This window comes from Streptomyces specialis (assembly GCF_001493375.1).
GTDB lineage: Bacteria > Actinomycetota > Actinomycetes > Streptomycetales > Streptomycetaceae > Streptomyces > Streptomyces specialis.
This window is the reverse complement of sequence record NZ_LN929893.1, coordinates 197,411-211,016: the sequence shown is the minus strand read 5'-3', so window position 1 is coordinate 211,016 and position 13,606 is coordinate 197,411. Positions and strand designations below refer to the sequence as shown.

14 protein-coding genes are annotated in these 13,606 nt (G+C 72.6%); 13 read left to right on the top strand and 1 reads right to left on the bottom strand.

Annotated elements, in window-relative coordinates:
* The first annotated feature begins 87 nt into the window (after positions 1–87).
* Both thrS and BN2279_RS10670 read left to right on the top strand, forming a co-directional pair.
* Positions 88–2,067 carry a threonine--tRNA ligase gene (thrS, locus tag BN2279_RS10675; RefSeq protein WP_059008462.1) on the top strand — a complete coding sequence of 660 codons (1,980 nt, stop codon included), beginning with the start codon at positions 88–90 and terminating at the stop codon, positions 2,065–2,067.
* A gap of 67 nt (positions 2,068–2,134) precedes the next feature.
* Positions 2,135–2,719, top strand: a complete 585-nt coding sequence (locus tag BN2279_RS10670) for an HIT family protein (protein ID WP_059008461.1) — start codon at positions 2,135–2,137, stop codon at positions 2,717–2,719.
* Positions 2,720–2,758: 39 nt separating this feature from the next.
* Here the strand turns inward: BN2279_RS10670 and BN2279_RS10665 are convergent, their stop codons facing one another.
* Positions 2,759–4,435 carry a hypothetical protein gene (locus BN2279_RS10665; RefSeq protein WP_059008460.1) on the bottom strand — a complete coding sequence of 559 codons (1,677 nt, stop codon included), beginning with the start codon at positions 4,433–4,435 and terminating at the stop codon, positions 2,759–2,761.
* Between the two features lie 245 nt (positions 4,436–4,680).
* Here BN2279_RS10665 and pgsA point away from each other — a divergent pair, with 245 nt between their 5' ends.
* From pgsA to yajC, 11 genes are all read left to right on the top strand, one after another.
* Complete coding sequence (gene pgsA / locus BN2279_RS10660; RefSeq protein WP_059008459.1) at positions 4,681–5,349, top strand: phosphatidylinositol phosphate synthase; 669 nt, start codon at positions 4,681–4,683, stop codon at positions 5,347–5,349.
* Between the two features lie 37 nt (positions 5,350–5,386).
* Positions 5,387–6,295 carry a phosphatidylinositol mannoside acyltransferase gene (locus tag BN2279_RS10655; protein ID WP_059008458.1) on the top strand — a complete coding sequence of 303 codons (909 nt, stop codon included), beginning with the start codon at positions 5,387–5,389 and terminating at the stop codon, positions 6,293–6,295.
* Between the two features lie 6 nt (positions 6,296–6,301).
* Positions 6,302–7,462, top strand: a complete 1,161-nt coding sequence (locus BN2279_RS10650; RefSeq protein WP_059008457.1) for a glycosyltransferase family 4 protein — start codon at positions 6,302–6,304, stop codon at positions 7,460–7,462.
* 53 nt (positions 7,463–7,515) lie between these two features.
* A complete protein-coding gene (locus BN2279_RS10645; protein WP_059008456.1) occupies positions 7,516–8,076 on the top strand; it encodes a LemA family protein in 561 nt (186 codons plus the stop codon).
* A 248-nt stretch (positions 8,077–8,324) separates the two neighbouring features.
* Positions 8,325–9,173, top strand: a complete 849-nt coding sequence (gene pdxS / locus BN2279_RS10640; protein ID WP_234347773.1) for a pyridoxal 5'-phosphate synthase lyase subunit PdxS — start codon at positions 8,325–8,327, stop codon at positions 9,171–9,173.
* 20 nt (positions 9,174–9,193) lie between these two features.
* On the top strand, positions 9,194–9,784 hold the full coding sequence (gene pdxT / locus BN2279_RS10635; protein WP_059008454.1) for a pyridoxal 5'-phosphate synthase glutaminase subunit PdxT: 591 nt from the start codon (positions 9,194–9,196) through the stop codon (positions 9,782–9,784).
* A 61-nt stretch (positions 9,785–9,845) separates the two neighbouring features.
* Entirely contained in the window at positions 9,846–10,598 is a 753-nt protein-coding gene (locus tag BN2279_RS10630; RefSeq protein WP_059008453.1) for a YebC/PmpR family DNA-binding transcriptional regulator, read from the top strand.
* A 94-nt stretch (positions 10,599–10,692) separates the two neighbouring features.
* Positions 10,693–11,247, top strand: a complete 555-nt coding sequence (gene ruvC / locus BN2279_RS10625; RefSeq protein ID WP_059008452.1) for a crossover junction endodeoxyribonuclease RuvC — start codon at positions 10,693–10,695, stop codon at positions 11,245–11,247.
* Positions 11,244–11,861 (top strand): Holliday junction branch migration protein RuvA, encoded by a 618-nt coding sequence (gene ruvA, locus BN2279_RS10620; protein ID WP_059008451.1) that lies wholly within the window; start codon positions 11,244–11,246, stop codon positions 11,859–11,861. The genes ruvC and ruvA overlap by 4 nt, the downstream gene beginning before the upstream one ends.
* 16 nt (positions 11,862–11,877) lie before the next feature.
* Entirely contained in the window at positions 11,878–12,948 is a 1,071-nt protein-coding gene (gene ruvB, locus BN2279_RS10615) for a Holliday junction branch migration DNA helicase RuvB (protein ID WP_059008450.1), read from the top strand.
* A gap of 191 nt (positions 12,949–13,139) precedes the next feature.
* A complete protein-coding gene (gene yajC / locus BN2279_RS10610; RefSeq protein ID WP_059008449.1) occupies positions 13,140–13,586 on the top strand; it encodes a preprotein translocase subunit YajC in 447 nt (148 codons plus the stop codon).
* The last annotated feature ends 20 nt before the right edge of the window (positions 13,587–13,606 follow it).

The following is a 13,606-nucleotide window of genomic DNA, read 5'->3' as shown; positions in this document are numbered from 1 at the left end:
TTCGTCCGCGCGGGCGCGCGGTCGGTACGATGCGGAGCGCGACGGCATCTCAGGCCGCGTTCACCACACATGAGTCAGGAGAGACCGGTGTCAGACGTCCGTGTGATCATCCATCGCGATTCCGGGCGGGAAGAACGCGTGGTGGCCACCGGCACGACGGCCGCCGCGCTCTTCGAGGGCGAGCGCTCCGTCGTCGCCGCGCGCGTCGCCGGGCAGCTCAAGGACCTGGCGTACGAGCCGTCCGACGGCGACGAGGTCGAGCCGGTGGACATCACCTCGCCCGACGGGCTGGACATCCTGCGGCACTCCACCGCCCACGTCATGGCGCAGGCCGTGCAGGAGTTGTTCCCCGAGGCGAAGCTCGGCATCGGGCCGCCCATCAAGGACGGGTTCTACTACGACTTCGACGTCGACCGGCCGTTCCACCCGGACGACCTGGGGCGCATCGAGAAGCGCATGCAGCAGATCCAGAAGCAGGGGCAGCGCTTCGCCCGCCGGGTGGTGTCCGACGACGAGGCCCGCGCCGAGCTGGCCGCCGAGCCGTACAAGCTGGAGCTGATCGGCCTCAAGGGCGCCGCGGCCGAGTCCGCCGAGGGCGCGGACGCCGAAGTCGGCGCCGGCGAGCTGACCATCTACGACAACGTGGACGCCAAGACCGGCGAGCTGTGCTGGAAGGACCTGTGCCGCGGGCCGCACCTGCCCAGCACCCGGCTGATCCCGGCGTTCAAGCTGATGCGCTCCGCCGCCGCGTACTGGCGGGGCAGCGAGCGCAACCCGCAGCTCCAGCGGATCTACGGCACCGCGTGGCCCTCCAAGGACCAGTTGAAGGCCCACCTGGAGTTCCTGGCCGAGGCCGAGAAGCGCGACCACCGGCGGCTGGGGACCGAGCTGGACCTGTTCTCCATCCCGGAGGAACTGGGCTCCGGACTCGCGGTCTTCCACCCCAAGGGCGGCACCGTCCGCAAGGTCATGGAGGATTATTCGCGCTGCCGGCACGAGGAATCCGGGTACGAATTCGTCAACACCCCGCACATCACGAAGGGCAAGCTCTTCGAGGTTTCCGGGCATCTGCCGAACTACGCCGAGTCGATGTTCCCGCCCATGGAATTCGAGGGGCAGGACTATTACCTCAAGGCGATGAACTGCCCCATGCACAACCTGATTTTCCGGGCGCGTGGGCGGTCCTACCGGGAATTGCCCCTGCGGCTTTTCGAGTTCGGCACGGTGTACCGGTACGAGAAGTCGGGCGTCGTCCACGGGCTCACCCGCGCCCGCGGCTTCACCCAGGACGACTCCCACATCTACTGCACGAAGGAGCAGATGCCGGGCGAGCTCGACAGCCTGCTCACCTTCGTGCTCAACCTGCTGCGCGACTACGGGCTCAGCGACTTCTACCTGGAGCTGTCCACCCGCGACGACTCGCCGAAGTTCATCGGTGAGCCGGAGGAGTGGGAGGAGGCCACCGAGGAACTGCGCCGGGCAGCCGCCAAGCAGGGCCTTGAGCTGGTCATGGACCCGGGCGGCGCCGCGTACTACGGCCCCAAGATCTCCGTCCAGGCCAAGGACGCCATCGGCCGGACCTGGCAGATGTCCACGATCCAGGTCGACTTCCAGCAGCCCAAGCGCTTCGCCCTGGAGTACACCGCGGCGGACGGCACCCGGCAGCAGCCGGTGATGATCCACCGCGCGCTGTTCGGCTCCATCGAGCGCTTCTTCGCCGTGCTGCTGGAGCACTACGCGGGCGTCTTCCCGCCGTGGCTCGCCCCGGTGCAGGCGGTCGGCATCCCCATCGGGGACGGGCACGTGCCCTACCTCCGGGAATTCGCCGCCGAGGCGAAGGATCGCGGCCTGCGCATGGAGGTGGACTCCTCCGCCGACCGCATGCAGAAGAAGATCCGCAACGCGCAGAAGCAGAAGATCCCGTTCATGGTCATCGCGGGCGACGAGGACGTCGCCAACGGCGCCGTCAGCTTCCGTTACCGCGACGGATCGCAGAAGAACGGCATTCCGCGCGCCGAGGCACTCGACGAGATCGCCGAGGCCGTCCGCGCCCGCGTCCAGGTCTGACCCGGACCACCGGCCGACGGGCCCCGGGGCGTCCGCCCCGGGGCCCGCTCCGCGCGGGCGACGCCATATGCTGGCCGACATGAGCAGTGAGCCGGAACAGCAGATCGGAGTGGGGACGCCGGACGCGTTCCAGCGCCTGTGGACGCCCCACCGGATGGCCTACATCCAGGGGGAGGGCAAGCCGACCGGTCCCGGAGCCGAGGACGGCTGCCCGTTCTGCGTGATCCCCGGCAAGAGCGACGAGGACGGCCTGATCATCGTCAGGGGCGAGGCCGTCTACACCGTGCTGAACCTCTACCCGTACAACAGCGGTCACCTGCTGGTGGTGCCCTACCGGCACGTCGCGGACTACACCGACCTGACCGCCCAGGAGACCGCCGAACTGGCCGAGCTGACCAAGCAGGCCATGACCGCGATCCGCCGGGCCTCCGGCGCGCACGGCTTCAACATCGGCGTCAACCAGGGCTCGGCGGCCGGCGCGGGCATCGCGCCCCACCTGCACCAGCACGTGGTGCCCCGCTGGGGGGGCGACTCCAACTTCATGCCCGTGGTGGGCCACACCCGGGTGCTGCCCCAACTCCTGGCCGACACCCGGCGGATGCTCGCCGACGCCTGGCCCGACGCCACGACCGCGGCCACCACGGAGGACTGAGGACCGGGCGGGCCGGAGCGCCGGCCCGCCCGGTGCGGCCTACAGGTTGTACTCGTCGGCCTTCTTCGGCTCGGCCGCCTGCACCAGGCCGCTGAGCGCCGCGGCGCGGGCCTCGAACGACGAGATGTCCACGCCGTTGTCCTTCAGCACCTTCAGCGCCGCCGCGTGCGCCACCCGCAGCACCGGGGTCGGGGTCCGCAGCAGGTCGTCCATCATGAAGCGGTTGCCCCCCATGGGGGTCGCCCAGGTGTGGCGCAGGCCGAACGGCTCCGGCAGCGCGATGGTGCCGCCCAGCTTGTCCAACTGGGCCGGGAACCACGTCAGCGGGGCGCGGGCGGCCAGCCGCACCACTTCCTTGGCGTCGACCAGCGGCAGCGTCTGCTCCTCCTTCTTCCACGGCCGCAGCGGGTTGCGCACGGTCCGCGTGTTGTCCTTCGGCTTCTTGCGGAAGAAGCCGTGGATCGGGCCCAGCGCGTGCGCGGTGACCTCGATGCGGAGCGTGCGGTGCAGCACCGTCACCGTGATCATCATCGTGACGACGAGTTCGCCGTCCCACAGCACGAACTGCACGCCCAGGTAGTGCCGGTCGCCGCTGTCGTACTGCTGCTCGTTGCAGATCCGCTGGACCTCGATGTTGCTGAAGCTGTAGCCGTCGGCGGTCGGCCCGTCCGGGCGGGACACCTCCGTGGCGCCCTCGCCGACGTGCCGCACCACCCAGTGCGTTATCGACGGGGTCGTGAACCCGCCGGTGTGCAGCGGGCCGCGCTCCAGCAGCCGGAGCTGGTCGCCCATCGCGCGCGCCACGTCCCAACTGCGGAAGGGGTCGATGTCCCGGCCCGGGTCGCGTGGCCGCAACTCCTCGGCGAGCGTCCAGCTCGCCCAGCGCTGGCCCATGCCCAGTATCCCGGCGGGGCCGGCGTAGTAGACGAGATTGCTGCTCTGCTCCGCCGACAGCTTCGCCAGCCCGATCCGCAGCCGCTCGGCGTCCGCGTCGTTCGGGTTCTGCGGGACGGCCTCCGGGATGCGGGCGCCCGTGCCGCTGCCGCCCGCCAGCTCCGCCCAGAACGCCCGCAGGTTGCGGGCGGTGCGCTCGGCGATCTGCTTGGCCCAGAACCACCCGATGATCGGCGCGGGCAGCACCGCCCACACGTAGAGCTGGACCACGCCGGAGACCGGCAGCGCCAGCACCAGGAGCACGATCAGCCCGAACACGGCGGCCAGCAGCACCTGCCCGAACGCCCCCGCCCGCTGGGCCAGCGACCCGGCCAGCGTGCGGCGGAGCTGGAACAGCCCGAGCCATATCAGCACCCCGGGCAGGAACAGCAGCCCGAAGACGGCCATGATCACCGTCAGCCGGCGGTCCCGCTGCCGGCGGATCCGCTTCGCCGCCAGCGCGTGCTCCACCACCACCTGCGGCTCGACGCCGAACGACTGGATCAGCGGCTTGCGGTCGTCGGCGAGCATCCGCTTCTCGATGGCCCGGGTGACGGCCTCGCCCAGGTTCGGCTCCAGCAGCGAGAACTTGCCCTCCTTCACCGCCGCCGCGTCGTTCGGCTCCTTGATCTCCTCGGGCGCGCCGTCGCGGTAGACGACCGACGCGAGGGCATGGCTGACACCGGTCCGCCCGCTCCCGGCGCCGGAGAGCGGGACCTGGGCGCCCGGCGCGAAGTCGAACTCCACCCCCGCCGATTTCCGCAGATCGTCCAGGCCCGCCATCGGGTACCCCCAGTCCTCGAAACCCCTCGAACACCAGCCACCGTCAGGGCAGTTCCCGTCCGGCGGGCACAGCACACCTGACCGCGCCCAGCCTATCGGCCGCGGGCCGCCGCCACCGCCTCCTCGCGGGACGCGGGCCGCCCTTCGCAACGGGCCCCGCGTCACGGTCGCGCGCGCGTGGCTACGATGGGGCCTCCGGCGGCCGCCTGACCACGCGGCCCCACTGTGACCTTTTGGACCAGGACATGCTCAACAAGTACGCGCGTGCTTTCTTCACGCGTGTCCTCACGCCCTTCGCCGCTCTGCTGATCCGTCTGCGGGTGAGCCCGGACGCGGTGACGCTGATCGGCACCGTGGGAGTGATGGCGGGAGCACTGGCCTTCTACCCCCGGGGAGAGTTCTTCTGGGGCACGGTCGTCATCACCCTCTTCGTCTTCTCGGACCTGGTCGACGGCAACATGGCCCGCCAGCTCGGCCGCACCAGCCGGTGGGGCGCCTTCCTCGACTCGACCCTCGACCGGGTCGCCGACGCGGCGATCTTCTCCGCCATCGCCCTGTGGTACGCGGGCGACGGCGACAACCTCGTGCTCTGCGCGGCGACGCTGTTCTGCCTCGCCAGCGGGCAGGTCGTGTCCTACACCAAGGCCAGAGGCGAGAGCATCGGCCTGCCGGTCGCCGTCAACGGCCTGGTCGAACGCGCCGAACGGCTGGTGATCACCCTGGTCTGCGCCGGACTCGCGGGCTGGGAGCGGACGTTCGACGTGCCGCGCATCGGGGTGCTGCTGCCCGTCGCGCTGTGGGTGGTCGCCGTCGGCAGCGCCATCACGCTCGTCCAGCGGGTCGTCACCGTGCGCCGGGAGTCCGCCGAGGCCGAGGCGGCGGCCCCGCGCCAGCAGGGCAGCGGCCATTCGTGAGGGGTCATTCGTGAGGGCCGGACGTGGGGGAGCGGACATGAGGGAACGGCTCGCGGACGGGCTGTACGGACTGGGCTGGAGCGCCGTCAAACGCCTGCCCGAGCCGGCCGCGCTCGCCCTCGGCCGGCGCGCCGCCGACGCCGCCTGGCGCCGGCGCGGCGCGGGCGTACGGCGGCTGGAGGCCAACCTCGCCCGGGTCGTGCCCGGGGCGGACGAGGAGCGGCTGCGCGAGCTGTCCCGCGCGGGGATGCGCAGCTACCTGCGGTACTGGACGGAGTCGTTCCGGCTGCCCGTGTGGAGCACGGACCGGATCAGGGGCTCGTTCGAGGGCGAGGGCATGCACCACCTCACCGACGGCCTGGCCCGCGGCCGGGGCGTCGTCCTCGCGCTGCCCCACATGGGGAACTGGGACCTGGCGGGCGCCTGGCTCGTCACCGCGCTGGACACCCCCTTCGTCACCGTCGCCGAGCGGCTGCGGCCCGAGAGCCTCTACGACCGCTTCGTCGCCTACCGTGAAGGGCTCGGCATGGAGGTGCTGCCGCACACCGGCGGTTCGCTCGGCAAGCTCGCGCGGCGGCTGCGCGCCGGCGGTCTGGTGGCCCTGGTCGCCGACCGGGACCTGTCCGACTCGGGCGTGGAGGTCTCCTTCTTCGGCGAGGCGGCGCGGATGCCGGCGGGACCTGCCATGCTGGCCCAGCAGACGGGCGCGCTGCTGCTGCCCGCCGCGCTGTGGTACGACGACACGCCGGTCCTCAAGGGCCGCGTCCACCCGCCCGTCCCGGTGCCGGAGAGCGGCACGCGGGCCGAGCGGACGGCGGCCATGACCCAGGTCCTGGCCGACACGTTCGCCGCCGAGATCGCCGAGCACCCGCAGGACTGGCACATGCTGCAACGGCTGTGGACCGCCGACGCCGCGCCGCGCGCCGGAGCACGGGAAGGGAAGTAGGCCCTCATGCGCATCGGCATCGTCTGCCCGTACTCGTGGGACGTCCCCGGCGGGGTGCAGTTCCACGTCCGCGACCTCGCCGAGCACCTCATCCGGCGCGGCCACGACGTCTCCGTCCTGGCCCCCGCCGACGACGACACCCCGCTGCCGCCGTACGTCGTCTCCGCCGGCCGCGCCGTGCCCGTGCCGTACAACGGGTCGGTCGCCCGCCTCAACTTCGGCTTCCTGTCCGCCGCCCGCGTCCGGCGCTGGGTGCACGACGGGGACTTCCAGGTGCTGCACATCCACGAACCGGCCGCGCCCTCCCTGGCGCTGCTGACCTGCTGGGCGGCGCGCGGGCCCATCGTGGGCACGTTCCACACCTCCAACCCCCGCTCCCGCGCGATGATCGCCGCCTACCCGATCCTCCAGCCCGCGCTGGAGAAGATCAGCGCCCGCATCGCCGTCAGCGAGTACGCCCGCCGCACCCTGGTCGAGCACCTCGGCGGGGACGCCGTGGTCATCCCCAACGGCGTGGACGGCGGGGTCTTCGCCGACGCCGAGCCCAAGGCCGAGTGGCAGGGCGGCACGATCGGCTTCGTCGGCCGGATCGACGAGCCACGCAAGGGACTTCCGGTGCTGATGCGGGCGCTGCCGCGCATCCTCGCCGCCCGCCCGGACACCCGGCTGCTGGTCGCCGGGCGCGGCGACGAGAAGGAGGCCGTCGCCGCGCTGCCGCGCGAGATGCGCGACCGGGTCGAGTTCCTCGGCATGGTGAGCGACGAGGACAAGGCCAGGCTGCTGCGCAGCGTCGACCTGTACGTGGCGCCCAACACCGGAGGCGAGAGCTTCGGCATCATCCTGGTCGAGGCGATGTCGGCGGGCGCGCCCGTGCTCGCCAGCGACCTGGACGCGTTCGCACAGGTGCTGGACGGGGGAACGGCCGGGGAGCTGTTCCCCAACGAGGACGCCGACGCCCTGGCCGCCGCCGCCGTCCGGCTGCTGGGCGACCCCGCCCGGCTGGCCGAGCTGCGCGAGCGCGGCAGCGAGCACGTGCGCAGGTTCGACTGGTCCACCGTCGGCGCGGACATCCTCGCCGTCTACGAGACGGTCACCGCGGGCGCCGAGGCCGTCGCGCCCGACGACCGGGCCGGGCTGCTCGGCCGCCTCGGCTTCAGCCGGGACTGACGGCCGCGGCCGGCGGCCGGGGCGCGGGGCGTGGCCCGGTAGGGTGACCGGGCGTGACCACAGTCATCTGGATCGCCGCCGTCTCGGTGCTCATCGCCCTCTACCTGAGCTGGACCGCGGGCCGGCTCGACCGGCTGCACGCCCGCATCGACGCCGCCAGGGCCGCGCTGGACGCCCAGTTGCTGCGCCGCGCCTCCATCGCCCAGGAGCTGGCCACCGCCGGGGTGCTCGATCCGGCCGCCTCGATGGTGCTCTACCAGGCGGCGCACGCCGCCCGCCTCGCGCGGGACGAGCGCCGCGAGGTCGCCGAGAGCGAGCTGAGCCAGGCGCTGCGCGCCGTCTTCGCCGAGACCGCCCAGGTCAGGGCGGTGCGCGACGCGCCAGGCGGCGAGGCGTCCGCCGAGGAGCTGGTGGCGGCGGTGCGCCGGGTCCCGATGGCGCGGCGCTTCCACAACGACGCGGTGCGCGCCGCCCGCGCGGTGCGCCGGCACCGCACGGTCCGCTGGTTCCGGCTGGCCGGGCACGCGCCGTTCCCGCTCGCCTTCGAGATGGACGACGAGCCCCCGGCGTCCCTCGACAAGTTCGCCGCGCGGGCCGAAGGACCGGGCCACTGAGCGACGATTGGCCCTTTGCGACGGGGGCCACCGTGCGGTGTCATCGAGGCAGTGGCATCCCTCCGGGCGCCGGGCCGCTCGTGGTCCGCGTTCGAACGGTTCTACGATGGGGCGCGTCCCGTCGCACCCCTGGTGCCACGTGAGTCCCGAAGTCCCGCGTTCCCGTCGAGTGAGGTCGATCCGTGTCCAGCACGTCCCCCAGCACCACCCAGGCCCCGGAGACCGGCACCGCGCGCGTCAAGCGCGGCATGGCCGAGCAGCTCAAGAACGGCGTGATCATGGACGTCGTCACCCCGGAGCAGGCCAAGATCGCCGAGGACGCGGGCGCCGTGGCCGTCATGGCGCTGGAGCGGGTCCCGGCCGACATCCGCAAGGACGGCGGCGTGGCCCGCATGTCCGACCCGGACATGATCGACGGCATCATCGAGGCCGTCTCCATCCCCGTGATGGCCAAGTCCCGCATCGGCCACCTGGTCGAGGCCCAGGTGCTCCAGGCGCTCGGCGTGGACTACATCGACGAGTCCGAGGTCCTCACCCCGGCCGACGAGGTCAACCACACCGACAAGTGGGCCTTCACCACGCCCTTCGTCTGCGGCGCCACCAACCTCGGCGAGGCCCTTCGCCGCATCGCCGAGGGCGCCGCGATGATCCGTTCCAAGGGCGAGGCCGGCACCGGCAACGTCGTGGAGGCGGTCCGCCACATGCGGCAGATCAAGTCCGACATCTCCCGCCTGCGCGGCCTGGACAACAACGAGCTGTACGCCGCCGCCAAGGAGCTGCGGGCGCCCCACGAGCTGGTCAAGGAGGTCGCCGAGCTGGGCAAGCTGCCGGTCGTGCTGTTCTCCGCCGGCGGCGTCGCCACCCCGGCCGACGCGGCGCTGATGCGGCAGCTCGGCGCCGAGGGCGTGTTCGTCGGCTCCGGCATCTTCAAGTCCGGCGACCCGGCGAAGCGCGCCGCCGCCATCGTGAAGGCCACCACCTTCTACGACGACCCGAAGGTCATCGCGGACGTCTCGCGCGGGCTGGGCGAGGCCATGGTCGGCATCAACATCGACACCCTGCCCGAGGGCGAGCGCTACGCCTCCCGCGGCTGGTGAGTGAGCGAGGCACCGGGCACGTGAGTTCCCCCCTCATCGGCGTCCTCGCCCTCCAGGGCGACGTCCGGGAGCATCTCGCCGCGCTCGACGCGGTCGGCGCGCGGACCACGTCCGTGCGCCGGCCCGAGGAGCTGGCGGCGGTCGACGGGCTGGTGATCCCCGGCGGCGAGTCCACCACGATCTCCAAGCTGGCATCCGTCTTCGGCCTGCTGGAGCCGCTGCGCGAGCGGGTCGGCGACGGTATGCCCGCGTACGGCTCCTGCGCCGGGATGATCATGCTCGCCGACAAGATCCTCGACCCGCGCGCGGGTCAGGAGACCGTCGGCGGCATCGACATGATCGTGCGGCGTAACGCTTTCGGGCGGCAGAACGAGTCGTTCGAGGCCGCGGTCCACGTCGCCGGGGTGCCCGGCGACCCGGTCGAGGGCGTCTTCATCCGGGCGCCCTGGGTCGAGTCCCTCGGGCCGCGCGCGGAGCCGATCGCGGAGTACGACGGGCACTGCGTCGCCGTCCGCCAGGACCGGCTGCTGGCCACCGCGTTCCATCCCGAGCTGACCGGCGACCACCGGGTACACGCCTTGTTCACCGAGATGGTGCGCACGGCGGGGTAGGCGGCGGCCGGTAGGATCACCACGTCGGGTTCGAAATCGGTGAGATCGAAGGAGCAGCGCTGTGTCCGGCCACTCCAAGTGGGCAACCACCAAGCACAAGAAGGCCGTGATCGATGCCAAGCGCGGCAAGCTGTTCGCGAAGCTGATCAAGAACATCGAGGTGGCCGCCAGGACGGGCGGCGCGGACCCGGACGGCAACCCCACTCTCTTCGACGCCATCCAGAAGGCGAAGAAGAGTTCGGTCCCGAACACCAACATCGACCGGGCCGTCAAGCGCGGCGCGGGCCTGGAGGCCGGCGGCGCCGACTACCAGACGATCATGTACGAGGGCTACGGCCCCAACGGCGTCGCCGTCCTGATCGAGTGCCTGACGGACAACCGCAACCGCGCCGCCTCCGACGTGCGCGTCGCCATGACCCGCAACGGCGGCTCGATGGCCGACCCCGGTTCGGTGTCCTACCTGTTCCACCGCAAGGGCGTCGTGATCGTCCCCAAGAGCGGACTGGCCGAGGACGACGTGCTGGGCGCGGTGCTGGACGCCGGCGCCGAGGAGGTCAACGACCTGGGCGAGTCGTTCGAGGTGATCAGCGAGGCGGGCGATCTGGTGGCGGTCAGGACCGCGCTCCAGGAGGCCGGCATCGACTACGACTCGGCGGAGGCGGGCTTCCAGCCGACGATGCAGGTCGAGCTGGACGAGGACGGCGCCCGGAAGATCTTCCGCCTGATCGACGCGCTGGAGGACAGCGACGACGTGCAGAACGTCTTCGCCAACTTCGACGTCCCCGACGACGTCATGGCGAAGGTCGACCTGTAACTCCCGCCGCCCGGGCCGGGACCGCCGCGATTGTCGGTGGCGGCCGATAGCCTGCCTGTGGTGTCGATCTGTCGGGGCGAGTGAGGGAGTGCCGGTGCGCGTGCTGGGCGTGGATCCGGGGCTCACCCGTTGCGGTGTCGGCGTCGTCGAGGGGGCCGCCGGGCGGCCGTTGCGGATGGCCGCGGTCGGCGTCGTCCGGACGCCCGCCGAGGCTCCGGTCCCCGAGCGGCTCGTGCTGATCGAGCGCGGCATCGAGGAGTGGCTCGACACCCACCGGCCGGAGGCCGTCGCCGTCGAGCGCGTCTTCAGCCAGCACAACGTCCGCACCGTCATGGGCACCGCCCAGGCCAGCGCCGTGGCCATGCTGTGCGCCGCCCGGCGCGGGCTGCCGGTCGCGCTGCACACCCCGAGCGAGGTCAAGGCCGCCGTCACCGGCAGCGGCCGGGCCGACAAGGCGCAGGTCGGCGCCATGGTCACCCGGCTGCTGCGGCTCGACGCGCCGCCGAAGCCCGCCGACGCGGCCGACGCGCTGGCGCTGGCCATCTGCCACATCTGGCGCGCCCCCGCCCAGGACCGCCTGCGGCGGGCACCCGCGGCGGCCCCGCCCCCTTCCGCCGCACCCCGTCCGAAGGGCACCGCCGCATCATGATCGCCTTCGTCTCCGGGCAGGTCGCCGCCCTGGCCCCCGACCGCGCCGTGGTCGAGGTCGGCGGCGTCGGGATCGCCGTCCAGTGCACGCCCGGCACCCTGGCCGCGCTGCGCCTCGGCCGCCCCGTCCGGCTCGCCACCTCGCTGGTCGTCCGGGAGGACTCCCTCACGCTCTACGGGTTCGCGGACGACGACGAGCGGCAGGTGTTCGAGCTGCTCCAGACCGCCAGCGGCGTCGGGCCGCGCCTGGCCCAGGCGATGCTCGCCGTGCACAGCCCGGACGCGCTGCGCCTCGCCGTCGCCACCGGTGACGAGAAGGCGCTCACGGCCGTGCCCGGCATCGGGAAGAAGGGCGCCCAGAAGCTGCTGCTCGAACTGCGGGACCGGCTCGGCGCGCCCACCGGCCCCACCACCGCCGCCGCCCCCGCCGCGCCGGCGGCCACACCCGACTGGCGCGAGCAGGTGCAGACCGCGCTGGTCGGCCTGGGGTACGCGCCGCGCGAGGCCGAGCAGGCGATCACCGCCGTCGCCCCGGCCCCGGAGGCGGGCGGGGACGAGCCGTCCGTCTCCCGCCTGCTGCGCGCCGCCCTCCAGACGCTGAACCGCGCCCGGTGACAGGAGGCGAACGGCCATGACACGGTACGACGACGAGCCCGGGGGGCCGGAGGCCGAGCGGCTGGTCGGGGCCGCCGCCGACGGCGACGACCTCGCCGTCGAGGCCGCGCTGCGGCCCAAGGACCTGGGGGAGTTCATCGGGCAGACCCGCGTCCGCGAGCAGCTCGATCTGGTGCTGCGGGCCGCCCGCGCCCGTGGCGCGACCGCCGACCACGTCCTGCTCTCGGGCGCCCCCGGCCTGGGCAAGACCACGCTCTCCATGATCGTCGCGGCCGAGATGGGCGCCCCGATCCGCATCCCCTCGGGCCCGGCGATCCAGCACGCGGGCGATCTGGCCGCGATCCTGTCCTCCCTCACCGAGGGCGAGGTGCTCTTCCTGGACGAGATCCACCGGATGTCGCGGCCCGCCGAGGAGATGCTGTACATGGCGATGGAGGACTTCCGGGTCGACGTGGTCGTCGGCAAGGGCCCGGGTGCCACCGCCATCCCGCTGGAGCTGCCGCCGTTCACGCTGGTCGGCGCCACCACCAGGGCCGGGCTGCTGCCGCCGCCGCTGCGCGACCGGTTCGGCTTCACCGGGCACATGGAGTTCTACGCCCCCGCCGAGCTGGAGCGGGTCGTCCACCGCTCCGCCCGCCTGCTGGACGTCGAGGTCACCCCCGAGGGCGCCGCCGAGATCGCCGGCCGTTCCCGGGGCACCCCCCGCATCGCGAACCGGCTGCTGCGCCGCGTCCGGGACTACGCCCAGGTCCGGGCGGACGGCGTCGTGGACAAGGAGGCGGCGGTGCGCGCCCTGGCGGTCTACGAGGTGGACGGCCGGGGCCTGGACCGGCTGGACCGCGCGGTGCTGCACGCGCTGCTGCACCTGTTCGGCGGGGGCCCGGTCGGCCTGTCCACGCTCGCCGTCGCCGTGGGGGAGGAGCGGGAGACCGTCGAGGAGGTCGCCGAGCCGTTCCTCGTCCGGGAGGGCCTGCTGGCGCGGACCCCGCGCGGGCGCGTCGCCACCCCCGCCGCCTGGCACCACCTCGGTCTCGAACCGCCGCTCCCCGCGGCGGGCGGCGGACAGGAGGGATTGTTCGGGGAGTGACACCGGGAACGCCGGGGAACGCCCGGGAAAGGGGCGGTATTCCGGGGTGCGGAACTCCGATAGCATCCAGGACGTTGTTCCCCCGGCGAAGACTCGCCTAGACTCCGCCGATGCCGTCCCGACCACCAGGGCGGCGTGCCACCCCGATACGGGCCGCGGTCAGCGGCCGAACACAAGGAAATTCCTCCATCGTGGATATCGCGCTTCTGCTCCCTTTCATTCTGCTCATCGGTGTGATGCTGCTGATGACCCGATCTGCCAAGAACCGGCAGCGCCAGGCCATGGAGATGCGCGACCAGATGGAGCCGGGCACCGGTGTCCGGACCATCGGAGGCATGTACGCCCAGGTCAAGGAAGTCCGTGACGACACCGTGCTGCTGGAGATCACTCCGGGCGTGCACGCCCTGTTCGCGAAGAACGCCATCGGCGCCGTGCTGGACGCCGAGGAGTACCAGCGGATCGTGAGCGGCGAGCCCGCCTTCGTGGACGACGACGCCCCCGTGGTGCCGGACGACGCCTCCTCGATCACCGGGGAGGGTCCCGACGACGGGGGCCGCGTCGATCTCGACAAGTCCGGGGACGACGAGGCGGATTCCCGCGACGCCAAGGACGACGGCGAGAACGGATCCAAGTCCTGACCGTGACGGCACGGCCGTCG

Bases quoted from the DNA above. Each gene is read 5' to 3' on its own strand.
- BN2279_RS10670 (WP_059008461.1), top strand. From the start codon at position 2,135: ATGCTGGCCGACATGAGCAGTGAGCCGGAACAGCAGATCGGAGTGGGG.
- BN2279_RS10665 (WP_059008460.1), bottom strand. From the start codon at position 4,435: ATGGCGGGCCTGGACGATCTGCGGAAATCGGCGGGGGTGGAGTTCGAC.
- pgsA (WP_059008459.1), top strand. From the start codon at position 4,681: ATGCTCAACAAGTACGCGCGTGCTTTCTTCACGCGTGTCCTCACGCCC.
- BN2279_RS10655 (WP_059008458.1), top strand. From the start codon at position 5,387: ATGAGGGAACGGCTCGCGGACGGGCTGTACGGACTGGGCTGGAGCGCC.
- BN2279_RS10650 (WP_059008457.1), top strand. From the start codon at position 6,302: ATGCGCATCGGCATCGTCTGCCCGTACTCGTGGGACGTCCCCGGCGGG.
- pdxS (WP_234347773.1), top strand. From the start codon at position 8,325: ATGGCCGAGCAGCTCAAGAACGGCGTGATCATGGACGTCGTCACCCCG.
- ruvA (WP_059008451.1), top strand. From the start codon at position 11,244: ATGATCGCCTTCGTCTCCGGGCAGGTCGCCGCCCTGGCCCCCGACCGC.
- ruvB (WP_059008450.1), top strand. From the start codon at position 11,878: ATGACACGGTACGACGACGAGCCCGGGGGGCCGGAGGCCGAGCGGCTG.